Below are 23,021 nucleotides of genomic sequence, written 5' to 3'. Positions count from 1 at the left end.
ATGGTCGGGTTGATGACTTATTCTTCTCGTCATGATCGATCATCGTAAAATGAGTACTTACTCATGACCCTGACCCAACTCGAGATCTTTTCCCTGGTTGCCGAACTGCAAGGCTTCACCAGCGCGGCGCACCGCCTGGGCATCAGCCAATCGGCGGTGTCCCATGCCATCAAGGCCCTGGAGCAGGAGCTGGGGGTCGAGTTGCTCAGGCGCCAACAGTCCCAGGTGGAACTCAGCGATATCGGCCAGCAGTTGCTGCTGCGCGCCCGCGCCATGCTCGGCCTGGCCAGCACCCTGCGCCAGGAGGCCGCCGACGCCCGTGGAATGAAAAGTGGCACGCTGCGCATCGGCTCCTTTGGCCCCACCGCGTCGATCGGCCTGCTGCCGAAAATCTTGCCACGGTACCGGGCGGCCTACCCCGGTATCGAAGTGCACATCGATGAAGGCCCCGACCGGCAAGTGTTGCAGTGGCTGGATGAGCGACGAATCGATGTCGGTTTTGTGGTGCTGCCCGAAGAGCGTTTTGACACCTTCGCGCTGGTCGAGGACCAGATGGTGGCGCTGATCCCCATCGGACATGCCCTGGCCAGCCGCGATAGCCTGACGCTGCGCGAGCTCTGCCACGACCCGTTCATCCTCACCGAAGCGGGCTCGGCGGAACTGGTGACGCGCCTGTTCAGTGCGGCACGGCTGAGCCCCGACATCCGTTTTCGCTGTTCGCAACTGCTCAGCACCCTGGCGACGGTGAGTCGCGGTGAAGCGCTGACCCTGGTTGCCGAACGCTCGCTGCCCGACACCCCGCAGGTGGATTACGTGAAACGGCCGCTGTCGCCGGTGGTCAAGCGCCAGGTCGGTTTGGCGGTGCTGGACCAACGTCAATGCTCACCCGCCACCCTGGCGTTCATCAAACTGGCAAGGGAGTTGCCCTTGAGTTGAGCAGCACAATCACCCAGTGCCATCTATCATCCCCGGTATGCAATCTCTTCATGGAAGGCAAGGCGTTGCCGCACCAGCATTTGAGAGCCCATTCCATCGTCCCAGGTTTCCCGAATGCCATTGACCTTAAAGCGCCGGCGTAAAAGCGCCTACCGTAACGCCATCACCGCGCTGGTGGCCCTGGTGCCCGTGGTGCTGGGCGCCGCCATTTTGCAGATGCAAGCCGAACGCCGGCTCAGCCAGAGCACGCACCAGACCGCCGAGGAAGCCGTCCGCCAGTTTGACTTGATGCTCGACAACACCGCCCAGGCGGCCCAGCTCCTGCTACCGCTGGCCGGGCAACCCTGTGCGGACGTCAAGCTGGCCCTGCGTGAACAGGTGACCCGCCGCCCCTTCGTGCGCTCGACCAACCTGGTGTGGGACAACAATCTGTACTGCAGTTCGTTGTTTGGCGAGTTCCAGGAGAAGGTCGACCCGGGCGAGTACACCCAAGGCAAGTTGTGGTTGATGAACGGCAATCCGGTAACGCCCAACACCGCCCTGCTGGTGTACCGCCAGAGCGAGGGCCGGGCTGGCGCGCTGACCACGCTCGATGGCTACCACCTGAGCAATGTGCTGCGCCTGATCGGGCGCCAGACCCTGTTGCTGCTGCAGGTCGGAGACAGTTGGTTGTCGGCCGACGGCCAGGTCCATGAGGGCGCACTGCCGCAACTGCCCGTGGCGCGCAATTACCTGGAGTCGTCACGCTATGCCTTTAAAGTGGAGGCCGGATTCCCCGAGGGGGAAACCTGGCGCTACATGGTCAGCGAGTACCCTCCCCTGTTCAGCCTGCTGATATTTTTTGGCGCCATTGCCGGCACCCTCGCCCACTGGCTGCAAAAGCGCTCGGCATCACCCAGCCTGGAATTGCAGCGGGCCATGGAGGCCAAGGAGTTTGTGCCGTACTTTCAACCGGTGGTTTATGGTGACAGTAAACGTTGGGCCGGCACCGAGGTGCTGATGCGCTGGAACCACCCCAAGGATGGCCTGGTGCGCCCCGACCTGTTCATTCCGTTTGCCGAGCACTCGGGGCTGATTGTGCCGATGACGCGTTCATTGATGCAGCAGACCGCCGCATTGCTCGGCCCGCAGATCAGTCCTGACAGCGAGCGTTTCCATATCGGCATCAACATCACTGCCAGCCACTGCCAGGACCTCGACCTGGTCGCTGACTGCCGCGAGTTCCTGGCGGCCTTTCCCCCCGGCAAGGTCGCGCTGGTCCTGGAGTTGACCGAGCGCGAGCTGATCGAACCCACGGCCATCACCCATCAACTGTTTGAACAGCTGCATGAACTGGGCGTGATGATCGCCATCGATGATTTTGGGACCGGCCACTCCAGCCTGGGTTACTTGCGTCAATTCAATGTGGACTTCCTGAAAATCGACCAGAGCTTTGTCGCAATGATCGGTGTGGACGCCCTGTCGCGGCATATTCTGGACAGCATCATCGAACTCTCCGGCAAACTCGACTTGGGAATAGTCGCCGAAGGCGTCGAAACACTTGAACAGAGTGAGTACCTTGCACGTCACGGGGTGAACTTTCTGCAGGGCTACCTGTATGGCCGGCCAATGCCCGCTGGCGAATTCATTATCGAATTGAACAAACACTTAGCCGTTGAGAAAAACACCCTGTAAAAACCATTACCGAGCTGTCGGTGCACCAAATTGCATCAAACAGCGGCACGGTGTTACATAAAGAAAAAGACATGATTTACTCGGAGTGAATTAACTACTACAATTTTTCCTGCCTGCGCAAGATTGCCAGGTGCGCCACTCTCACCGAGTCGCTTCAAGGCTCTTGGCTTATAGCTTTTTTGCGGTTGGTCTCAGCCAAACACACTATTGGAGTAAAGATATTGTCCAGACTCGCTGAATTTCGTGCAGCTGAAAAGGCCCTTCAAGAGCAGCTTGCGCAGCTGGAATCACTGAAGAACGACGCCGGGCTGAAGAAAGAAATCGAATTCGAAGAAAAGCTCCAGGGCCTGATGAAGACCTACGGCAAGAGCCTGCGCGACATCATCGCCATCCTCGACCCCAACCCCAAGGCCAGCCAGCAGTCCGCCCCGGCACCCAAGACCCGCCGCGCCCGCGTGGTCAAGGTGTACCAGAACCCACACACCGGCGAGCTGATCGAAACCAAAGGCGGCAACCATCGCGGCCTGAAAGCCTGGAAGGAACAATACGGCGCCAGCACCGTTGATTCCTGGCTGCGTGCCTGAGGGCCATGAGCCTCACCCTGAAAAGCCCTGCCAACGCAGGGCTTTTTTATGCCTCACGGATTTTAAGTAACGATGCTCGCCGATCTAGCGGAAAAATCCGCTAACTACCCTGGGCCGGCACAATTACCTTTTTAGTTAGTCCTTACGGCTAAAGAACTGGCCAGCCGCCATTGCCTCGTGCGTACTGCAATCTGGAACTAAAGTTTCAAACTTTCACGCACCGCCTGTATTTCTTTCTGACTTGCTGCGTACGCATCGGCTTGTCCGGCGTAGGAAAATACATAGGCCTTATCTGCCTCTACTGCGGCCACTAGTGTTTGCGACAACACATGACGTCCATTCTGGGTAATGGTGCAGGTGGTTTCCAGGGCCGCCAGGCGACTCAATGTAGCGGGATGAATCTTGTTGCACACACTTTGGTAGCCGCCCTGAAAGAAGTCCTTCTGGATCGACTTGCGCATTTCCAGCAGCACCCCCTGCAAGTTGACCACATGCCCGACTTCAACCTGAGTCATGGTCAACTCCATGACCAGTATCGTGTCGCCGTTCTCATCGTTTTTGACCGCGCGCTGGCGTGAAACCTTCGCCGACGCCTCGTCCGGCGCGGCCTCCGGCTCCAGGGCCTGAACCTGCCAACCACTGGGCCAGGCGACTTCGGCGAGTTGAGGTTGCGCACCCGCAGCGGCGGCAAACAGACTGGATAACAGCAACAGGGATCGAATGGCTCGGATCATCAGGCAAGACACTGGCGAGGTAAGGCGCAAAGTCTGAGCCCAGCCGGGCCTCCAGGCAATAGCCGGAGCTTTGTGCATTGGCCGGCTCCCCTCCCTTGCGTATCATTGGCCGCCTAAGCCCAAGGACAGCTCCATCGACTGGAGCGTCGTTTGCCCCACATATTTTCCGGAGGGCCCATGAGCCTGCACGATCTGAACACCTTCCCCGGCGTCACTGCCCAACCTGACACAGCCACCCAGCAATTCGTGTTCAACCACACCATGCTGCGGGTCAAGGACATCACCAAGTCCCTGGATTTCTACACACGCATCCTCGGCTTCAGCCTGGTGGAAAAACGCGACTTCCCGGAAGCCGAGTTCAGCCTGTACTTCCTGGCCCTGGTCGACAAAAACCAGATCCCCGCCGACGCGGCAGCTCGTACCGAGTGGATGAAGTCGATCCCGGGGATTCTCGAGCTGACCCACAACCACGGCACTGAGAACGATCCGGATTTCGCCTACCACAACGGCAACACCGACCCGCGCGGTTTTGGCCATATCTGCATTTCGGTCCCAGACATCCGCGCCGCCTGCGAGCGCTTCGAAGCCCTGGGCTGTGATTTCCAGAAACGCCTGAATGATGGCCGCATGAAGAGCCTGGCGTTCATCAAGGACCCGGATGCCTATTGGGTCGAAATCATCCAGCCAGCCCCACTGCTGCCGTAGCCGCGAGCTCTTGTAGGAGCGAGCGCCCGCTTGCGGCTCGCTCGCTCCTGCAGGTTGCTGTTTTCAGCCCTAAGGTTCAGGCCGGGGCCGATGTGCGGATCAGGTGGTCGAAGGCGCTCAACGAGGCCTTGGCGCCCTCGCCTACGGCAATCACGATCTGCTTGTACGGCACGGTGGTCACGTCACCGGCGGCAAACACCCCGGGAATCGAGGTTTCACCGCGGTTATCGACGATGATCTCGCCCCGTGGCGACAGCTCGACAGTGCCTTTTAGCCAATCGGTGTTAGGCAGCAGGCCGATCTGCACGAAGATGCCTTCGAGTTCGACGGTCAGGGTCTCACCAGACTGGCGATCCTTGTAACGCAAGCCATTGACCTTCTGACCGTCGCCGGTGACTTCAGTGGTTTGCGCATGGGTGATCACCGTGACGTTCGGCAGGCTGTGCAACTTGCGCTGCAAGACCGCATCGGCGCGCAGTTGCACGTCGAACTCCAGCAGGGTCACGTGGGCGACAATCCCTGCCAGGTCAATGGCGGCCTCGACCCCGGAGTTACCGCCGCCGATCACGGCCACGCGCTTGCCCTTGAACAATGGGCCGTCACAGTGCGGGCAGTAGGCAACACCCTTGTTGCGGTATTGCTGTTCGCCCGGCACGTTCATTTCGCGCCATCGGGCACCGGTGGCCAGAATCACAGTCTTGGCCTTGAGGGTCGCGCCACTGGCGAATTTGACCTGGTGCGGCTCGCCGTTCTGGCCTGGCACCAGGGCATCGGCCCGCTGCAGGTTCATGATGTCGACGTCGTATTGCTTGACGTGTTCTTCCAAGGCGACCGCCAGTTTTGGGCCTTCGGTTTCCTGTACGGAAATGAAGTTTTCGATGGCCATGGTGTCCAGCACCTGACCGCCAAAACGTTCGGCGGCAACACCGGTGCGAATGCCTTTACGGGCCGCGTAGATGGCAGCTGACGCACCGGCCGGGCCACCGCCCACCACCAACACATCAAACACTGGCTTGGCGCTGATTTTCTCGGCCTGGCGCTCGATGCCGCTGGTATCGATTTTCGCGAGGATTTCTTCCAGGCCCATGCGGCCCTGACCGAAGTTCACGCCATTGAGGTAAACACTGGGCACCGCCATGATCTGACGCTCATCGACTTCAGCCTGGAACAGCGCGCCGTCGATGGCGACGTGATGAATATTGGGGTTGAGCACTGCCATCAGGTTCAACGCCTGAACCACGTCCGGGCAGTTCTGGCAGGACAGCGAGAAGTAGGTCTCGAAGTGGAACTCACCCTTGAGCGAGCGGATCTGTTCGATCACTTCGGCACTGGCCTTCGAAGGGTGGCCGCCGACTTGCAGCAGCGCCAACACCAGGGAGGTGAACTCGTGGCCCATCGGGATGCCGGCGAAACGCAGGCTGATATCGGCCCCTGGGCGGTTGATCGAGAACGATGGCTTGCGTGCATCGGCACCGTTGTCGAGCAAGGTAATTTGGCTGGAAAGACTGGCAACGTCTTGCAGTAATGCGAGCATTTCCTGGGATTTCGCACCGTCATCGAGGGAGGCAACGATCTCGATCGGCTGGGTGACCCGTTCCAGGTATGACTTCAACTGGGCTTTAAGATTGGCGTCCAACATACGGGCGATCTCCTTTGTTCAATTCTAAAAAAAACGCCCGAGCGAATCTCGCCCGGGCGTCTTGAGGGCGGTGCAGCTGACTTAGGTGCGGCGTACCGCCCTGGTATCGCGAGTCACTGACTCAGATCTTGCCGACCAGGTCCAGGGACGGGGCCAGGGTGGCCTCGCCTTCTTTCCACTTGGCTGGGCAGACTTGGCCCGGGTGAGCGGCGACGTACTGTGCAGCCTTGATTTTGCGCAGCAGTTCGGAAGCGTCACGACCTACACCGCCATCGTTGAGCTCAACGATTTTGATCTGGCCTTCAGGGTTGATCACGAAGGTGCCACGGTCTGCCAGGCCCGCTTCTTCGATCAACACGTCGAAGTTGCGGGAGATGACATGGGTCGGGTCGCCGATCATGGTGTACTGGATCTTGCCGATGGCTGGCGAAGTGTTGTGCCAGGCTGCGTGGGCAAAGTGGGTGTCGGTGGAAACGCTGTAGATCTCGACGCCCAGCTTCTGGAATTCAGCGTAGTTGTCGGCCAGGTCTTCCAGCTCGGTTGGGCAAACGAAAGTGAAGTCAGCCGGGTAGAAGAATACGACAGACCATTTGCCTTTCAGATCGGCGTCCGACACTTGTACGAAATCGCCATTTTTGTAAGCGGTAGCGGTGAAGGGTTTAACTTGGCTGTTGATGATAGGCATCGTTGACTCTCCGTCAGGGTTGAAAAGTTGATGAGGTGAATCCTACCCAACCGATCGCCTGATGGCTCATTGGCAAACCTCATGCCGCTCATTGGCTTTCGCTATTAGCCACCCCTCTTAATAGAAGAAAACCGTCTCAGCAAAAAAAAACCCGGCCCCCCGCTCGAACCACATCGCTCACGGCTGACGCCCGCCATGAGGCGATGGGCCGCGTGATACACTCGCCGCCCATACAAAGTACGTACTACATTACGCAAAGGCAGGAGAAAACATGGCTCGGGGCGGTATAAACAAGGCTGTAGTGCAGGCGGCACGCATGGCCATCCTGGCGCGCGGCGACAACCCCAGCATTGATGCAGTACGTATCGAGATGGGCAATACCGGTTCCAAAACCACCATTCATCGCTACCTCAAGGAGCTGGACGACGAGGTCGCGGCCCGCCAGAGCGAGCCACAGGAACAGATTGACGACGAACTGACCGGGCTGGTGGCGCGCCTGGCGCAACGCCTGAGGGAACAGGGCCAGGAACGCATCGACCAAGCCCTGGAAGGTTTCGAGCAAGCGCGCAAGGCGCTGGAAAGCCAATTGGCCGAAGCCCTGCAACTGCAGGCTCAACTGACCCACCAATTGCAGACCCAAGGCGCGACCCTGGCCAGCGAGTCCGCCGCCTTACACGACACCCGCGCATTGCTGCAAGGCGAACAGACTCGCAATGCCGGCTTGAGCCAGGCCCTCAGTGATTTTGAGTTGCGCTTGAACGACAAGGATGAGCAGATCCGCTCACTGGAAGAAAAACACCTGCACGCCCGCGACGCCCTGGAGCACTATCGCGAGGCCATCAAGGACCAGCGCGAGCAGGAACAACGGCGCCATGAAGGCCAAGTGCAACAGATCCAGATGGAATTGCGCCAGGCCCAGCAAAGCGCCATGGTTCGCCAGGACGAGATCACCCAGCTCAACCGCGATAACGAACGCCTGCTGACCGAGAATCGCGGCACCGTGCGTGAGCTGCACCTGTTGCAGGATCAACTCAAGCACAGCGAGACCCGTCAGGCCCAAGCCCAGGAGCAGATCCGCCGCAACGAGGCCGAAGCCACCCTGTTGCAGGAACGTCTGCGGGTGGCGGTGCTGGAAAGCACCAGCGCCAAACAGGCCGCCAGCGAGCACCTGCAAGCCAACGTGGAACTTGAGCGGCGGGCCGCCAGCGCCGAAGCCAGCCTCCAGGCATTGCATCAGGCGGTGGCCAAGCAAGCAGCGCCGGAGCCGGTCCCGGTCCCGGTCCCGGCTCCGGCGCAGTCGGAAGAACCTTAACCGGCCACGGGCGTGCGCATGGTGACGAACTCTTCGGCGGCCGTCGGGTGCACGCCGATGGTTTCGTCGAAGTCGCGCTTGGTCGCGCCGGCCTTCAAGGCAATCGCCAGGCCCTGGACGATTTCGCCCGCCTCCGGACCGACCATGTGGCAACCCAGGACCTTGTCGGTCTTGGCGTCGACCACCAGCTTCATCAGCGTACGCTCCTGACACTCGGTCAGGGTCAGTTTCATCGGCCGGAACCGGCTTTCGAAAATCTGCACCTCATGGCCTGCCTCGCGGGCCTGCTCTTCGGTGAGGCCGACCGTGCCGATGTTCGGCAAGCTGAACACGGCGGTCGGGATCATCTGATAATCCACCAGGCGATACTGCTCGGGCTTGAACAGACGACGTGCCACAGCCATGCCTTCGGCCAGGGCCACCGGCGTCAGTTGCACACGACCGATGACATCGCCAATCGCCAGGATCGACGGCTCGGCGGTCTGGTACAGCTCGTCGACCTCGACGAAGCCTTTCTGGTCGAGCTTGACCGCCGTATTTTCCAGCCCCAGGTTGTCCAGCATCGGCCGACGGCCGGTGGCGTAGAACACACAATCGGTTTCCAGCTTGCGTCCATCCTTGAGCGTCACGTTCAGGCTGCCATCGGCTTGCCGGTCGATGCGCTCGATGTCGGCATTGAACTGCAGGTCCATGCCGCGCTTGGTCAGCTCCTCTTGCAAGTGCTTGCGCACCGCACCGTCAAAGCCGCGCAGGAACAGGTCACCGCGATACAGCAAGGACGTCGAGGCGCCCAGGCCGTGGAAGATCCCGGCGAATTCGACGGCGATGTAGCCGCCACCCACCACCAGCACACGCTTGGGCAGGGTCTTGAGGAAAAACGCTTCGTTGGAGCTGATGGCGTGCTCGGCCCCGGGGATCTGCGGGATCTGCGGCCAGCCGCCGGTCGCGATCAGGATATGCTTGGCACTGAAGTGCTCGCCGTTGATCTCGACGGTGTGGGGCGCGACGATCCGGGCGTGGCCTTCATGCAGGGTCACCCCGCTGTTGACCAGCAGATTGCGATAGATACCGTTGAGACGGTTGATTTCGCGGTCCTTGTTGGCGATCAACGTGGCCCAGTCGAACTGCGCCTCGTCCAGGCTCCAGCCGAAGCCCGCCGCCTGCTCGAAGTCTTCGGCAAAGTGTGCGCCGTAGACCAGTAACTTCTTGGGCACGCACCCCACGTTGACGCAGGTACCGCCCAGATAGCGGCTCTCGGCCACGCCGACTTTTGCACCAAAACCGGCGGCAAAGCGTGCCGCGCGTACACCGCCGGAACCGGCGCCAATCACATACAGGTCAAAATCGTAGGCCATTTCTATCTCCTCGGCAGGACACCAGCATACCTGCTGACGCAGTGCGGGTCTGCGCCGCGAACAATACGGGGTTGAAAAATGAAAAAGCCACCCGAAGGTGGCTTTTCAGAACGGGATGCCCAGGCGTTATCAGTACGCCTTGCCCGTCTTGTAGAAGTGCTCGAAGCAGAAGTTGGTGGCTTCGATGTAGCCTTCGGCGCCGCCGCAGTCAAAACGGGTGCCCTTGAACTTATAGGCAATCACGCAACCGTCTTGCGCCTGCTTCATCAGGGCGTCGGTGATCTGGATCTCGCCACCCTTGCCCGGCTCGGTTTCTTCGATCAGCTTGAAGATGTCCGGGGTCAGGATGTAACGACCGATGATGGCCAGGTTGGACGGCGCATCTTCAGGTTTTGGTTTTTCCACCATGTTGCGCACACGGTACAGGTCGTCACCGATCAGGTCACCGGCGATCACCCCGTACTTGTGGGTTTCCTGCGGGTCGACTTCCTGGATCGCCACGATGGTGCAGCGGTACTGTTTGTACAGCTTGACCATCTGGGTCAGGACGCCGTCGCCTTCCAGGTTGACGCACAAGTCGTCCGCCAGCACGACGGCGAAGGGTTCGTCGCCGATCAACGGACGACCGGTGAGGATCGCGTGGCCCAGGCCCTTCATTTCGGTCTGACGGGTGTAGGAGAACGAGCACTCATCGAGCAGCTTGCGGATACCGACCAGGTACTTCTCTTTGTCAGTGCCCTTGATCTGGTTTTCCAGCTCGTAGCTGATGTCGAAGTGATCTTCCAGGGCGCGTTTGCCGCGACCGGTGACGATGGAGATTTCAGTCAGGCCAGCGTCCAATGCTTCTTCGACGCCGTACTGGATCAGTGGCTTGTTCACCACCGGCAGCATTTCTTTAGGCATGGCCTTGGTCGCTGGCAGGAAGCGAGTACCGTAACCGGCTGCTGGGAACAAGCATTTCTTGATCATAAAAGTCCTTGAAAGGGCTGTGTGTACGAGTTTCGGCGCAGTCTAATCAGGCGGCGTGCACCTTACAATGCCCCGCACTGGCTAACCGATGCCATCATAGAGAAATAATCTTAACGATAGTTCCGCAAAGGCTTCACTTTAGACCAGGGAAGACCCTCAGGCACATTTACCGCTATCATTGAGCAATTGAACCAGCCAACGAGGCAGATAGATGTCGGCAGCAAAAAGCGTGAACGGATACCTGATCAACAAGGCCAAAGACGGCCAATGGTGGGTCGACAGCGCCGGTGGCGAAAACATCGCCGGACCTTTCCCCACTGAAGCCATGGCCATCGAAGTGGCGTCGGTGCTGCAAGACACCCCGCCCGCGCCCAAGCGTCGTGGGGCCAAGCCCGAGTAAGGTGCCTGGTCAAACAGCCCTGCCCTGTGCGGGGCTTTTTTGTGTTTGTCTGTACCGAAATGGCCATTCGCTATAACCTCTCGCTACAAGGCCTTCTCTGCGCCTGACGCCCCTCCCCCCCTGATGGCAACGATCCGATGAAAATAACCCTGGCTGTGATGGCGGTACTGGTCTTGAGTGGTTGTGCCACAGCGTCCAAGACGTACCTGGACGATGGCCAGCAAGGCTTGTCGATCGATTGTTCAGGTCAAGCCAATTCCTGGGCCACCTGCTACGAAAAAGCCGATGCGTCCTGCGCCGGTACGGGCTACAAGATTGTCGGCTCCGAGGGCACGCCAGCGCTCAAGGAAAGCGACAAGACCCTGGGCGCTGATGTCGGCAACTTCAAGAGTCGCAGCGTAGTGGTGGTATGTAACTAGGCCCTGGGCCGTTACATGTGAATTTCCGCGAACTTGATGCCCAGGCCCCGTATGGTCTCGACCAAGTCATCCAGGTGGCTGAATGACTCGACTTCGTCATTGTCGTCCACCAGGAAAAAACTGCGCCCTGCACTTTTCTTGAAAAACACGATCCACTCCCCCGGTGTCGCCGGATTCTGGATCACATGGGTGGCAGAGATGTGACCCTCTGCATGCCGCTCTCGGACTTGCTCGCGCTTCATTGCCTGCTCCATTGATGACAATGCCGCCCAAGGCCCGAAGCTGTTCAACCAGCATTGCGCCCAGGGCGGCATTGTGTCGTTGGACGACAGTTTACCGGATGCCTTGGCCAATCAGCACGCCATCAACGGTTTGCCCATACAGATTGACCCCGTCGTTGGCATGGAACTTCACCCGGGTCTTCTCCACGGAGCCATCGATCAGCCGCGGGTCCTGGGGCCGTTCATGGCTGTTGATGAACGCCGCCACGTCCCACGCCTGCTGATCGCTGAGGCTCTGCGCCTTGCCCAGGGGCATGTTGTACTGAATGAACGAAGCCGCGGTGTTGATACGGTGCATGCCCGCTCCCCAGTTGTAGGAGTCCTTACCCCAGAGCGGTGGCATCACGTAGTCCTGGCCGACTTTCTGTCCCTGCCCGCTGTCGCCGTGGCACACCGCACACTGGGCCTTGTAGACCTGCGCGCCCTGGGCAATGTCGTAACCCTTGGCCGGCTGCTTGACTTCCGGATAACCGCGCCCGGGCAGCTCGACGCCAATCGGTGCCTTGGTCGCCAGCCAATAGGCGTAGGCCGACAACGCGCTGATTTCCGGGCCATCGGCCGCTGGCGGCTTGCCGTTCATGCTGAACTCGAAACAGCCTTGCAAGCGCTCGGCGAAGGTATTGACCTTGTCGTTTTTCTTACGATACGCCGGGTACATCGGGTAAGCCCCCCACAACGGCGCAGAGTTGGGTAAACGGCCCTGATCCAGGTGACAGTTGCTGCAATTGAGGCCATTACCCACATAGGCCGGGGCCTGGCGCTTGGTGTCGACAAACAGGCTGTGGCCCTGGCGCACCAGCTTGCCAAAGGCGTTGTCCGGCAACTCATGCTCGGCCGGCGCCTGGAAATACTCGACTTTTGCGCTAGTGGCGGCCGGGATCTTCAGTTCAGACTGGTCGTCCATCACGGTCTGGGCGGCATACCCGTTGAGACTGACCAGCGCCAGGGCCAATGGAGCGAGGGATAGGAATTTCATGGCTTGGCCTCCTGGCTGCCCAGTGTCGCAAAGTAGTCGGCGACCGCCTTGATTTCATCCGGGGTCAGGGATTTGGCGATGTGCCCCATCAAGTCATTGGGGTCGTTATGCCGGGTGCCGTCACGCCAGGCGTTCAATTGCCCGACCAGGTAATTGGCCGACTGCCCAGCCAGTGGCGGAAACGCCGTGCCCACGCCGACCCCACCGGGGCCGTGACACATCACGCACTCGGGAATCTGCCGATCCCAGGCACCGCGCAACGCCAACCCCGCGCCAGGCTCCGTCGGCGTGGTGTTGCGTGTCACGTGCGGGGTGGTCGGCGCCGGCATGGCCGCCAGGGTGCTGGTGACCGCCTGGATTTCGCTCTCGCTCAACGCCTTGGCCAGCGGCTGCATCACCGGGCTGACCCGCGAGCCACTGCGAAAGTCCGCCAGTTGTTTACTCAGATAACCCGCCGACAAACCGGCCAGCCGGGGAAATCCGGCCGCTGGCATGCCCATGCCATCGGCACCATGACAGGCAAAGCAGGCTGTAGCGGCAGGCAACGCACCGCCCTGGGTATAGATTTTCTGTCCGTCGTCGGCATTCACGACGCTGACAGCAATGAGCATCAGGCTGCCCAGTACGGTCGGTTTGAAATCCATCTCTAACCCTCTTTTTTTAGTTATAAGCTTAGACTTAGTTTGCATAAGCCTATAAAGAGTAAGTGATTGTGACGGCTATCTCAACCGCTCAGGCTATGCGCGTCCGGGTGGACGACCATCGCGAGCAGGCTCGCGCCCACTCAGGATAATCGGCGTGTCCAGCGATTATGTCGAGGCACAAAAAAACCCGAGCCGGGAAGGTCCGGGTCGGGCTTTTGGGGGGCGTGGCCGCGGGTGGTCTGGCCTTAGCCGGAGATGCACTCGTTGGCGGCAACCCCGATGTCACCTGGGCGCATCGGCACATTGGACAGGCTCTCATGCAGCTTGATGCTACTGCCGCCGGACCGTTCTTCGATGTCGAACACCGCTGCCGGATCGGTCGACAGCTTGCCCGGCACGATGACCCGCATCCCATCCTTGTGCGGCTCCATTTGTACCGCGCCCCGGCTCTTGGCCAGCTTTTCGGCGACACAATTGGCATATTCCTGCGGCTTCTTCCCTGAAATCACGTTCATGGTGGGCGGGCTCTGATTGATGTCCGAGACTGTCGCACACCCACTCATCACCAATGCCAGCAACAAAACGCCCTGCTTCATACAAATCCTCCGATAAAGACCCTCGGACAGCGTAAATGCGCTTTTTCTCCGGCCTGTCCTGCTTTATCGCGTAAATAATCGCGGATAACTGTTTTTAATTGTCAAACCGGCTCCCAGCGGCCCGCTTTTCCGAGGCCTTCGCTGATAAACTGGGCCATCGTCCATGCTATCGTTTTGATTTGCTAGAAAAAGCCCTTCTGGAGGCGCCCATGAAATTTATCCACCAGCGCGAGCACCTCAACGAAGATGACATCGTCGTCATTCAATGCTCCCAGACCTGCAACATCCGCCTGATGAGCGACGCCAACTTCCGCAGTTTCAAGAACGGCGGTCGTCACTCTTACCACGGCGGCGCATTCGACACCTTCCCGGCGAGAATCACCGCACCCAGCACCGGTTTCTGGAACATCACCATCGACACGGTCACCAGCCGCGCGATCAGCGTGACCCGCAAGCCGACGCTGACCCACTCGATCAAGATCGTTCGCCGGTCCAGCTCCAAATTCAGCTGATTCCCCGCCCGCTCCGCGACAGACAGGTACACCCGTGACTCCAACGACCAAGTACGTCATCAAGTACAAACTCAACGGCGAGCGCCGCTTCGAGTTCGCCCAACTGGTAAATGGCACCGAAGACGAGGCCAAGGCCGCTCTGGCGGCGATCCATGGCGACAGCTCGGACGTGATCACCGATATCAGCGTGAGCAAGGCGTTGTAAGCAGCCCGGCGCTCGGCCAAACCGGCACAATTTGACCGCAAGCCGCGGAGTGTTGCCTCGCGTCGAGCGGCCCAGACTGGCCCTCCTCGACCTTGGCCCAGGAGCCGGCAATGCGCGTCTCTTCCCTGCATACCCCTTTGCCCAACGACCTCGCCGCGGCGATCCAACCGTCGCTGCTCGAACGTATCGACCACCTGCCCTGGCCGTCACTGGAGCAGCGCCTCGATCAGGACGGCTGTGCCGTGGTCCCCCGCCTGCTCGATGCCCCGGAATGCCAGGACCTGCGGGCGATGTACGAGCAACCCGGGCTGTTTCGCGCTCGGGTGGTGATGGCCAGGCACGGTTTCGGTCGTGGCGAGTATCAATACTTCGACTACCCGCTGCCCGAGCCAGTCCAGCGATTGCGCAGCGCCCTGTATGCGCGTCTGGTGCCTTTGGCCAATCGCTGGCAGGCGCGCCTGGGCCTGCCAGGCCGCTTTCCCCCGGCACATCCGGCCTTCCTGCAACGCTGTCACGACGCCGGCCAACAGCGCCCGACACCGCTGTTGCTGCAATACGGTCCTGGGGACTACAACTGCCTGCACCAGGACCTGTATGGCGAACACGTATTTCCCCTACAAGTGGCAATCCTGCTGTCAGCGCCCGAGCTAGACTTCACGGGAGGCGAGCTGGTGCTCACTGAACAGCGCCCGCGGATGCAATCGCGGCCCATGGTGATGCGCCTGGAGCAAGGTGATGCGCTGATTTTTGCGGTGCATCAGCGACCGATGGCCGGGGTTCGCGGCGACTACCGGGTCAACCTGCGCCATGGCGTCAGTCGCCTGCACAGCGGCCAACGACATACCCTGGGAGTGATATTCCACGATGCACAGTGAGCCCTTGGGCCCGACCACCCTCGACCTGTTTGCCGACGCCGACCAGCAACCGGCGCGAACCGAACAGCTCGGCCCCCAGGCATTCGTACTGCGCGGCTTCGCCCTGCCCTGGGTGCCACGCCTGCTCGCAGCACTGGAGCAAACGCTGAAGGCGGCGCCGTTTCGCAACATGCTCACCCCCGGCGGCTTCACCATGTCGGTGGGTTTGAGCAATTGCGGGGCGCTGGGCTGGACCACCGACCGCAGCGGCTACCGCTACACCGCGCTCGACCCTGTCAGTGGCCTGCCTTGGCCACCGATGCCGCAGGTGTTCCGGGAGTTGGCGCAATGCGCCGCGAGCGAGGCCGGTTTCGCCGATTTTGCCCCGGATGCCTGCCTGATCAACCGCTACCTGCCGGGGGCGAAGATGTCGTTGCATCAGGACCGCAACGAAGGCTCCTACGAGCCGCCCATCGTCTCGATCTCCCTGGGCCTGCCGGCGATGTTCCTGTTCGGCGGCATGCAACGCAGCGACAAGAGCCAGCGGGTGCCGTTGTTGCACGGCGATGTGGTGGTCTGGGGCGGCGTCGATCGTTTGCGTTATCACGGGGTGTTACCGCTCAAGGAAGGCCTGCATCCACAGTTGGGCGCCCAGCGCATCAACTTCACCCTGCGTACTGCCGGCTGAAACGGCGAATTCGAGCGCAAGCCGCCGGGTGCCCTGCGCCGTTGCAGCGGTTACCCTGAGGCAAATCTTCACAGGGTGGCGCGTCATGTCCCAAGCCAAACACAGTATCGAGCAAGACCCGCGCTGGGCCGCGGTCGTGGCCCGCGACCCGCGTGCCGACGGGCAGTTTGTCTACGGGGTCAAGACCACCGGGATCTACTGCCGCCCCAGCAGCCTGGCGCGCCTGCCCAAACCGCAGAACGTGGTGTTCTTCGACACCGAGGAACAAGCCCTGGCCGCGGGTTTTCGGGCCAGCAAGCGGGCGGCGGCGGACCAGACCCTGGTCGCCACCCAGCATGCGACCCTGGTGGCCGCCGCGTGCCGGCAGATCGAGCAGGCCCAGAGCCCACCCAGCCTGGGCGAACTGGCCACCAGCGCCGGCCTGAGCCCATTCCATTTTCACCGGGTGTTCAAGGCCGTCACCGGCCTCACGCCCAAGGGCTACGTCACCGCCCAGCGTTCGCGGCGGGTGCGTGAACGCCTGGAATCCGCCGACTCCGTGACCGCGGCGCTGTACGACGCCGGCTTCAACTCCAACAGCCGTTTTTATGAATCCGCCGATCACCTGCTCGGCATGAAACCCAGTGACTACCGCGCCTCGGGGCAAAACACCGAGATCCGCTTTGCCGTCGGCCAATGCTCCCTGGGGGCGATCCTGGTGGCGCGCAGTGAGCGTGGGGTGTGTGCGATTCTCCTGGGCGATGACCCCAACGTCTTGCTCGAAGACCTGCAACAGCGCTTCAGCCAGGCGACGTTGATCGGCGCCGAACCGGATTTCGAGCACTGGGTGGCCAAAGTCGTTGGGTTTATCGAAGCACCCGCCCTCGGCCTCGACCTGCCGCTGGATGTACGTGGCACGGCCTTTCAGGAGCGGGTGTGGATGGCGCTGCGCGAGATTCCACCGGGCAGTACCGCCAGCTACGCCGACATCGCCCAGCGGATCGGTGCGCCCAAGGCCTTTCGCGCCGTGGCCCAGGCCTGCGGCGCCAACCACCTGGCGGTGGCGATTCCCTGCCACCGGGTGGTGCGCAGCGATGGCGAGCTCTCAGGCTATCGCTGGGGAGTGGAGCGCAAGCGGCAACTGCTGGACCGGGAAAACCAGCCCTAGAAAATCCCGATGTGCACCGCCACGCTGTCGGGACCGGTGTAGGCTTCGAAGTCTGTGGCGAAGCGGCGCTTGATCTGCGGATGCGCCTCGAAATACCCCCACACCCGGCCCCAGGCCTCGATCACCGCGCCCGGCATCGCACCCTGGGCATCGAACACCAGGTATTGCCCGCCTTGTACCTCGATGCTTGCGTATTGCGCCTCGGGCTCATTGACCCTGACTCCGGCCAGCACATCAAACGAGCCGCTCGCGTCGGACTCATAGTTGCTGTACACGCCATACACCAGGGAGTCTGGGGTTTTACCCGGTATTTTTTCGTACAGACCTTCGCTGAAAAATCGCCCCCACATCGGGCCGATACGTGCGGTTGCCGTCTGTTGCTCCGCCGCATTGAGCGTGCGCACACGCAAACCTGACACGCGAAACGGCAGCACTTCCAGTTGTTTGATGCTCATGAGCACTCCCTCCTTGATCAAGCTGGTAAAAAATTCATCCTCGACGTTACAGGAGAAGTTTATGATTTTCGCCCTCGGCGACGGCTTCTACCCAAAGACCGCCAATGGCTGTCAATGATGCCAAGGCCCCTCACCCGATTTCCAACCGGAGCACTCTGCTGATGAGCCAATGGCCAGACACCCGCATTCTTGACCTGCTCGGCATCGAGTTGCCGATCATCCAGGCCCCCATGGCCGGCGCGACCGGCTCGGCCATGGTCATCGAGGCCAGTAACGCCGGCGGCCTGGGTTCGATGCCGGCAGCGATGCTGAGTGTCGAGCAGTTGCGCGAAGAACTGACGATTATCGGCCAGCACAGCCAGCGTCCGTTCAATGTGAACTTCTTCTGTCATCAGCCGCCCGTTGCCGACGAGTTGCGCGCGCGGCAATGGAAACAGCTGCTGGAACCCTACTACCGCGAACTCGGGGTGGATGTCGAGGCGCCAACCCCGGTCTCCAACCGCGCGCCCTTCGACGCCGCCGCGTGTGCGGTGGTCGAGGAGTTTCGCCCCAAAGTGGTGAGTTTTCACTTTGGCCTGCCGGAAAAATCCCTGCTCGATCGGGTCAAGGCCACGGGCGCCAAGGTGCTGTCGTCGGCGACCACGGTGGATGAGGCAATCTGGCTGCAACAGCATGGCTGTGACGCGATCATCGCCATGGGCTACGAGGCTGGCGGCCATCGCGGGATGTTTCTCAGCGAGGACCTGAGCAGCCAGGTCGGCACCTTGGCCCTGGTGCCGCAAGTGGTCGACGCGGTCAGCGTGCCGGTGATCGCGGCCGGCGGTATTGGCGATGCCCGCGGGATTGCCGCCGCGTTCGCCCTCGGCGCTTCGGCCGTGCAACTGGGCACCGCCTACCTGTTCACTCCACAAGCCAAGGTCAGCGCCTCGCACTACCGCGCCCTGCGGACCGCCAAGGACAGCGACACCGCGATCACCAACATTTTCACCGGACGCCCGGCCCGGGGCATTATCAATCGGGTCATGCGCGAGCTCGGCCCGATCTGCCCGCAAGCCCCGGCCTTCCCGCTGGCCGGTGGCGCTTTGCTGCCGCTGCGCGCCCAGGGTGAAGCGGACTTCAGCAACCTATGGGCCGGTCAAGCCGTGCACCTGGGCATCGAACTGCCCACGGGCGAACTGACCCGACGCCTGGCCGCGCAAGCGTTGACCCTGATCACTCGCCGATGAGATCCCGTAGCAGCTGTCGAGCAACGCGAGGCTGCGTCAACGGCCGCAGGACGTTCATTCGACTTGGCAATACCGTTGGGTTCGCTGCGCAACCCAACGCAGCCTGCGGCAGCGGCTACAAAGGCGCGGTGCGGCAAGAAAATTGTATACAACCTCTCAATCAGCCCGCCCTGAAGAGTTCCGTTCATCGCTGATTCGCTATATATTCAGCTATACAGCGTTTCACCACCCCCTCTCGGAGCCGCTTCATGACAACTCGTGTCTCACGTTTCGCGCCGACTTGCCTGGCGTCCCTGATCGCCTTGCTGGCCCTGGGTTCGGCGCACGCCGATGAGGTCCAGGTGGCGGTAGCAGCCAACTTCACCGCGCCGATCCAGGCCATTGCCGCCGACTTCAAGAAAGACACCGGGCACACGCTGGTGGCCGCCTATGGCGCCACGGGCCAGTTCTATACCCAGATCAAGAACGGCGCACCGTTTGAGGTGTTCCTGTCGGCCGACGACAGCACCCCGCAAAAACTCGAGAGCGAGGGCGACATCGTCAAGGGCTCGCGCTTCACCTACGCCATCGGCACCCTGGCGCTGTGGTCGGCCAAAGAGGGTTACGTCGACGCCAAGGGCCAGGTGCTCGCCAACAACCACTACCAGCACCTGTCCATCGCCAACCCGAAAACCGCACCCTACGGCCTGGCCGCCACCCAGGTCCTGGCCGGGCTGGGCCTGACCGACAAGGTCAAGGCCAAGATCGTCGAAGGCCAGAACATCACCCAGGCCTACCAGTTCGTGTCCACCGGCAATGCCGAAATCGGCTTTGTTGCCTTGTCGCAGATCTACAAAGACGGCAAAGTCACCAGCGGTTCGGCGTGGATCGTTCCGGCCGACCTGCATGATCCGATCAAGCAGGACGCCGTCATTCTCAACAAAGGCAAGGACAACCCGGCCGCCCAGGCCCTGGTTGACTACCTCAAGGGCCCCAAAGCCGCGGCCCTCATCAAGTCCTATGGTTACCAGCGCTAAATGACCCTATCGAGTGCCGACTTTGCCGCCATCTGGCTGACCGTCAAACTGGCGTCCCTGACCACCGTGATTCTGCTGATCATCGGCACTCCGATTGCGTTGTGGCTGGCGCGCACCCGCTCCTGGTTGCGCGGCCCGGTCGGGGCGATCGTCGCCCTGCCCCTGGTGCTGCCTCCCACGGTCATCGGCTTCTACCTGCTGCTGACCCTGGGCCCCAACGGTTTTCTCGGCCAGTTCACCCAGGCCCTGGGCCTGGGCACCCTGACCTTCAGCTTTACCGGCCTGGTGATCGGCTCGGTAATCTACTCGATGCCCTTCGTGGTCCAACCTCTGCAGAACGCCTTTTCAGCAATCGGCACCCGGCCCCTGGAAGTGGCGGCGACCTTGCGCGCCAACCCTTGGGACACCTTTTTCAGTGTGATCCTGCCCCTGGCCCGCCCCGGGTTCATCACCGCCGCCATTCTGGGTTTCGCTCACACCGTGGGTGAGTTCGGCGTGGTGCTGATGATCGGCGGCAATATCCCGGACAAGACCCGAGTGGTGTCGGTGCAGATTTACGACCACGTCGAGGCCATGGAATATGCCCAAGCCCATTGGCTCGCCGGGGCGATGCTGGTGTTCTCGTTCCTGGTGTTGCTGGCGCTGTACTCCAGCCGCAAGACCAAAACCGGCTGGAGCTGACCGATGAACGACGCGATTCACGTGCGCCTGCAACTGCACTACCCGGATTTTTCCCTGGATGTCGACCTCGACCTGCCCGGGCGCGGAGTCACTGCGCTGTATGGCCACTCGGGCTCCGGCAAGACCACCTGCCTGCGTTGCATCGCCGGGCTGGAACGGGCCGAACAGGGGTTTGTGCAGATAAATGACGAAGTCTGGCAGGACAGCCACCACAAACGGTTTGTGCCACCCCACAAGCGGGCGCTGGGTTATGTGTTCCAGGAAGCCAGCCTGTTTCCCCACCTGTCGGTGCTGGCCAACCTGGAGTTCGGCTGGCGGCGTATACCGCGCGCGCAACGCCGGGTCGACATGGCCCATGCCACGCAGTTGCTGGGGATCGGCCACCTGCTCGATCGCCATCCGCAACACCTCTCCGGCGGTGAGCGCCAGCGCGTCGGCATCGCCCGGGCGTTGCTCACCAGCCCGCGGTTGCTGCTGATGGACGAACCCCTGGCGGCTCTGGATTCCCAGCGCAAAAGCGAGATCCTGCCGTACCTCGAACGGCTGCACGACGAACTGGACATTCCGGTGCTGTACGTCAGTCATTCCCAGGACGAAGTCGCGCGCCTGGCCGACCATATCGTCCTGCTCAGCGCCGGCAAGGCCCTGGCCAGTGGCCCGGTGGGCGAAACCCTGGCCCGGCTGGACCTGCCGCTGGCCCTGGGCGACGATGCCGGCGTGGTGATCGACGGCCAGGTCACCGACTACGACCTCGACTATCAACTGCTGACCCTGCAACTGCCCAACAGCCAATTGAGCGTGCGGGTGGCCCATCTGCCGCTGGCCCTGGGCAAACCATTGCGCTTCAAGGTCCAGGCCCGCGATGTCAGCCTGAGCCTGCACGCCGGCGAACAGAGCAGCATCCTCAATCGGCTGCCGGTGACGGTGGTCAGCGAAATCGCCGCCGATAACGCCGCCCATGTGCTGGTGCGCCTGGATGCCGCCGGTACGCCGCTGCTGGCGCGCATCACGCGCTTTTCCCGGGACCATCTGCAACTGCATCCCGGCCAGGCGCTGTGGGCGCAGATCAAGGCCGTGGCGGTGCTGGCGTAACCCGTTGGCACGACCGCCGACGCCTGCGGTCAATGGCTATACCCGCCCGCCCAAGGACCCAGCGCCATGCCGGACCTCACCCCCGCCGACTCGCTGCCACCGGACCTGCACTATGTCGATGACACGCAGCCGGGTATCCGCCGCACAATCCTGCGCGGCCAGTTCTGTTATCTCGACGTGGCTGGTCAGCGCATTACCGACCCGGTGGAAGTCAAACGCCTCAACGCCCTCGCCGTGCCTCCCGCCTACACCGACGTGTGGATCTGTGCCGACCCCCACGGCCATTTGCAGGCCACTGGCCGCGATGCCCGGGGGCGCAAGCAATACCGCTATCACCCGCGCTGGCGGGAAGTGCGCGATGGCGACAAGTATTCGCGCCTGCTGGAGTTCGGCCTGGCACTGCCCAAGCTGCGCCGCCATCTGGAAGCGCAACTGGCCAGCCCGGGGCATGGCCGCGACAAGGTCATGGCCACGGTCATCAGCCTGCTCGACACCACCTTGATCCGCGTTGGCAACAGCCAATATGCCCGGCAGAACCGCTCCTACGGCCTGACCACCTTACGCACCCGGCATGTGTCGCTGAACGGCAGCGCGATCGCCTTCCAGTTTCGCGGCAAGAGCGGTATCGAACACCAGATCACCGTCAAGGACCGGCGCCTGGCCCGGATCATCAAGCGCTGCCTGGAAATCCCCGGGCAAGACCTGTTCCAGTACCTGGACGAAGACGGGCAACGGCACACCGTGACCTCCTCGGACATCAACGCCTACCTGCATGAAGTGACGGCGGGCGACTTCACCGCCAAGGACTACCGCACCTGGGCCGGCAGCAGCCTGGCCCTGTCGGCGCTGCGCGAGTTGCCCTGGGAGTCGGCGACCGACGCCAGGCAGCACATCGTCGAGATGGTCAAGCGCATTGCCAAGGAACTGGGCAACACCCCTGCCGTGTGCCGCAAGTGCTACATCCATCCGGCCGTGCTCGACAGCTACCTGCTCGGCACCCTGGCGCAACTGCCCAAGCCACGCCAACGCAAGCACCTGAACCGCGAAGAAGTCGGGCTGATGATGTTCCTGCAAACGCTCTCGCAAAAGCCACAGGACTTGTAAGGCCTTGCCGATCTAAGCTAGGCTGGCCGCCTTCCCTACTGCAGGACGATCTTTCGCCGTGAACAACTAAGCCTTTCAAAAATGTATGCGCAACAAGCTGCCTGGGGCACTTGTTGGCCTTTTCCGACATTT

At 61.5% G+C, this 23,021-nt stretch carries 27 protein-coding genes; 17 read left to right on the top strand and 10 right to left on the bottom strand.

Annotation, left to right across the window (positions count from 1 at the left end; translation table 11 throughout):
* Nucleotides 1-63 precede the first annotated feature (63 nt).
* From H7995_RS03740 to H7995_RS03730, 3 genes are all read left to right on the top strand, one after another.
* Complete coding sequence (locus tag H7995_RS03740) at nt 64-936, top strand: LysR family transcriptional regulator (RefSeq protein WP_166592772.1); 873 nt, start codon at nt 64-66, stop codon at nt 934-936.
* 114 nt (nt 937-1,050) lie between these two features.
* The gene (locus tag H7995_RS03735) at nt 1,051-2,610 is read left to right on the top strand and encodes an EAL domain-containing protein (RefSeq protein WP_182344490.1); all 1,560 of its coding nucleotides are present in this window, start codon (nt 1,051-1,053) and stop codon (nt 2,608-2,610) included.
* 221 nt (nt 2,611-2,831) lie between these two features.
* The gene (locus tag H7995_RS03730; RefSeq protein ID WP_166592770.1) at nt 2,832-3,194 is read left to right on the top strand and encodes a histone-like nucleoid-structuring protein, MvaT/MvaU family; all 363 of its coding nucleotides are present in this window, start codon (nt 2,832-2,834) and stop codon (nt 3,192-3,194) included.
* Between the two features lie 197 nt (nt 3,195-3,391).
* On the opposite strand, the gene H7995_RS03725 is transcribed toward H7995_RS03730, so the two are convergent.
* Nucleotides 3,392-3,928, bottom strand: a complete 537-nt coding sequence (locus H7995_RS03725) for a DUF4946 domain-containing protein (RefSeq protein ID WP_166593015.1) — start codon at nt 3,926-3,928, stop codon at nt 3,392-3,394.
* A gap of 177 nt (nt 3,929-4,105) precedes the next feature.
* On the opposite strand from H7995_RS03725, the gene gloA reads away from it, so the two are divergent.
* Nucleotides 4,106-4,633, top strand: a complete 528-nt coding sequence (gloA, locus tag H7995_RS03720) for a lactoylglutathione lyase (RefSeq protein ID WP_166593012.1) — start codon at nt 4,106-4,108, stop codon at nt 4,631-4,633.
* A 76-nt stretch (nt 4,634-4,709) separates the two neighbouring features.
* Here the strand turns inward: gloA and ahpF are convergent, their stop codons facing one another.
* Both ahpF and ahpC read right to left on the bottom strand, forming a co-directional pair.
* Nucleotides 4,710-6,272, bottom strand: a complete 1,563-nt coding sequence (ahpF, locus tag H7995_RS03715) for an alkyl hydroperoxide reductase subunit F (RefSeq protein WP_185818011.1) — start codon at nt 6,270-6,272, stop codon at nt 4,710-4,712.
* 121 nt (nt 6,273-6,393) lie between these two features.
* Nucleotides 6,394-6,957, bottom strand: a complete 564-nt coding sequence (gene ahpC / locus H7995_RS03710; protein ID WP_095168453.1) for an alkyl hydroperoxide reductase subunit C — start codon at nt 6,955-6,957, stop codon at nt 6,394-6,396.
* A 271-nt stretch (nt 6,958-7,228) separates the two neighbouring features.
* On the opposite strand from ahpC, the gene H7995_RS03705 reads away from it, so the two are divergent.
* Nucleotides 7,229-8,269 (top strand): DNA-binding protein, encoded by a 1,041-nt coding sequence (locus H7995_RS03705; protein WP_182344488.1) that lies wholly within the window; start codon nt 7,229-7,231, stop codon nt 8,267-8,269.
* Here H7995_RS03705 and gorA read toward each other — a convergent pair.
* Together gorA and galU are read right to left on the bottom strand one after the other, a co-directional pair.
* On the bottom strand, nt 8,266-9,624 hold the full coding sequence (gene gorA, locus H7995_RS03700) for a glutathione-disulfide reductase (protein WP_166593009.1): 1,359 nt from the start codon (nt 9,622-9,624) through the stop codon (nt 8,266-8,268). The genes H7995_RS03705 and gorA overlap by 4 nt on opposite strands.
* 129 nt (nt 9,625-9,753) lie before the next feature.
* Nucleotides 9,754-10,593, bottom strand: a complete 840-nt coding sequence (galU, locus tag H7995_RS03695; RefSeq protein WP_095108460.1) for a UTP--glucose-1-phosphate uridylyltransferase GalU — start codon at nt 10,591-10,593, stop codon at nt 9,754-9,756.
* 211 nt (nt 10,594-10,804) lie between these two features.
* Here galU and H7995_RS03690 point away from each other — a divergent pair, with 211 nt between their 5' ends.
* Nucleotides 10,805-10,993 (top strand): hypothetical protein, encoded by a 189-nt coding sequence (locus tag H7995_RS03690; protein WP_159995516.1) that lies wholly within the window; start codon nt 10,805-10,807, stop codon nt 10,991-10,993.
* Nucleotides 10,994-11,130: 137 nt separating this feature from the next.
* Complete coding sequence (locus H7995_RS03685) at nt 11,131-11,412, top strand: hypothetical protein (RefSeq protein ID WP_166593008.1); 282 nt, start codon at nt 11,131-11,133, stop codon at nt 11,410-11,412.
* 11 nt (nt 11,413-11,423) lie between these two features.
* Here the strand turns inward: H7995_RS03685 and H7995_RS03680 are convergent, their stop codons facing one another.
* The 4 genes from H7995_RS03680 to H7995_RS03665 all read right to left on the bottom strand — a co-directional run bounded on the left by H7995_RS03680 (nt 11,424) and on the right by H7995_RS03665 (nt 13,909).
* Nucleotides 11,424-11,654, bottom strand: a complete 231-nt coding sequence (locus tag H7995_RS03680) for a hypothetical protein (RefSeq protein WP_166593014.1) — start codon at nt 11,652-11,654, stop codon at nt 11,424-11,426.
* A gap of 91 nt (nt 11,655-11,745) precedes the next feature.
* The gene (locus tag H7995_RS03675; protein ID WP_166593007.1) at nt 11,746-12,669 is read right to left on the bottom strand and encodes a c-type cytochrome; all 924 of its coding nucleotides are present in this window, start codon (nt 12,667-12,669) and stop codon (nt 11,746-11,748) included.
* Nucleotides 12,666-13,313, bottom strand: a complete 648-nt coding sequence (locus tag H7995_RS03670; protein ID WP_185818010.1) for a c-type cytochrome — start codon at nt 13,311-13,313, stop codon at nt 12,666-12,668. Before H7995_RS03670 ends, H7995_RS03675 begins: the two co-directional genes overlap by 4 nt.
* A 245-nt stretch (nt 13,314-13,558) precedes the next feature.
* Nucleotides 13,559-13,909, bottom strand: a complete 351-nt coding sequence (locus H7995_RS03665; protein ID WP_166593005.1) for a hypothetical protein — start codon at nt 13,907-13,909, stop codon at nt 13,559-13,561.
* Between the two features lie 209 nt (nt 13,910-14,118).
* On the opposite strand from H7995_RS03665, the gene H7995_RS03660 reads away from it, so the two are divergent.
* The 5 genes from H7995_RS03660 to ada all read left to right on the top strand — a co-directional run bounded on the left by H7995_RS03660 (nt 14,119) and on the right by ada (nt 17,315).
* Complete coding sequence (locus H7995_RS03660; RefSeq protein ID WP_095168468.1) at nt 14,119-14,421, top strand: DUF1883 domain-containing protein; 303 nt, start codon at nt 14,119-14,121, stop codon at nt 14,419-14,421.
* Nucleotides 14,422-14,455: 34 nt separating this feature from the next.
* Nucleotides 14,456-14,626 carry a hypothetical protein gene (locus H7995_RS03655; RefSeq protein ID WP_166593004.1) on the top strand — a complete coding sequence of 57 codons (171 nt, stop codon included), beginning with the start codon at nt 14,456-14,458 and terminating at the stop codon, nt 14,624-14,626.
* A gap of 110 nt (nt 14,627-14,736) precedes the next feature.
* Nucleotides 14,737-15,501, top strand: a complete 765-nt coding sequence (locus H7995_RS03650; protein WP_166593003.1) for a 2OG-Fe(II) oxygenase — start codon at nt 14,737-14,739, stop codon at nt 15,499-15,501.
* Nucleotides 15,491-16,168, top strand: coding sequence for a DNA oxidative demethylase AlkB (gene alkB, locus H7995_RS03645; RefSeq protein WP_182344483.1), 678 nt, complete (start codon nt 15,491-15,493; stop codon nt 16,166-16,168). The genes H7995_RS03650 and alkB overlap by 11 nt, the downstream gene beginning before the upstream one ends.
* Nucleotides 16,169-16,253: 85 nt before the next feature.
* On the top strand, nt 16,254-17,315 hold the full coding sequence (gene ada / locus H7995_RS03640) for a bifunctional DNA-binding transcriptional regulator/O6-methylguanine-DNA methyltransferase Ada (protein WP_166593001.1): 1,062 nt from the start codon (nt 16,254-16,256) through the stop codon (nt 17,313-17,315).
* Here ada and H7995_RS03635 read toward each other — a convergent pair.
* On the bottom strand, nt 17,312-17,770 hold the full coding sequence (locus tag H7995_RS03635; protein WP_185818009.1) for a GyrI-like domain-containing protein: 459 nt from the start codon (nt 17,768-17,770) through the stop codon (nt 17,312-17,314). The two genes, ada and H7995_RS03635, sit on opposite strands and share 4 nt — an antisense overlap.
* Nucleotides 17,771-17,931: 161 nt before the next feature.
* On the opposite strand from H7995_RS03635, the gene H7995_RS03630 reads away from it, so the two are divergent.
* From H7995_RS03630 to H7995_RS03610, 5 genes are all read left to right on the top strand, one after another.
* Nucleotides 17,932-18,996 (top strand): NAD(P)H-dependent flavin oxidoreductase, encoded by a 1,065-nt coding sequence (locus tag H7995_RS03630; RefSeq protein WP_166593013.1) that lies wholly within the window; start codon nt 17,932-17,934, stop codon nt 18,994-18,996.
* A 248-nt stretch (nt 18,997-19,244) separates the two neighbouring features.
* Nucleotides 19,245-20,012: a molybdate ABC transporter substrate-binding protein gene (modA, locus tag H7995_RS03625; RefSeq protein ID WP_185818008.1), complete on the top strand. Its 768-nt coding sequence runs from the start codon at nt 19,245-19,247 to the stop codon at nt 20,010-20,012.
* Nucleotides 20,013-20,693 (top strand): molybdate ABC transporter permease subunit, encoded by a 681-nt coding sequence (gene modB / locus H7995_RS03620; protein ID WP_166592998.1) that lies wholly within the window; start codon nt 20,013-20,015, stop codon nt 20,691-20,693. It begins immediately after the preceding gene.
* 3 nt (nt 20,694-20,696) lie between these two features.
* Nucleotides 20,697-21,785, top strand: a complete 1,089-nt coding sequence (gene modC / locus H7995_RS03615) for a molybdenum ABC transporter ATP-binding protein (RefSeq protein WP_185818007.1) — start codon at nt 20,697-20,699, stop codon at nt 21,783-21,785.
* 66 nt (nt 21,786-21,851) lie between these two features.
* Complete coding sequence (locus H7995_RS03610) at nt 21,852-22,889, top strand: DNA topoisomerase IB (RefSeq protein ID WP_185818006.1); 1,038 nt, start codon at nt 21,852-21,854, stop codon at nt 22,887-22,889.
* Nucleotides 22,890-23,021 lie beyond the last annotated feature (132 nt).

Origin of the sequence: Pseudomonas kielensis (genome assembly GCF_014236655.1) — a bacterium.
GTDB lineage: Bacteria > Pseudomonadota > Gammaproteobacteria > Pseudomonadales > Pseudomonadaceae > Aquipseudomonas > Aquipseudomonas kielensis.
Note: the sequence above shows the minus strand (reverse complement) of the source record. Positions and strands in the feature narration are given on the sequence as shown.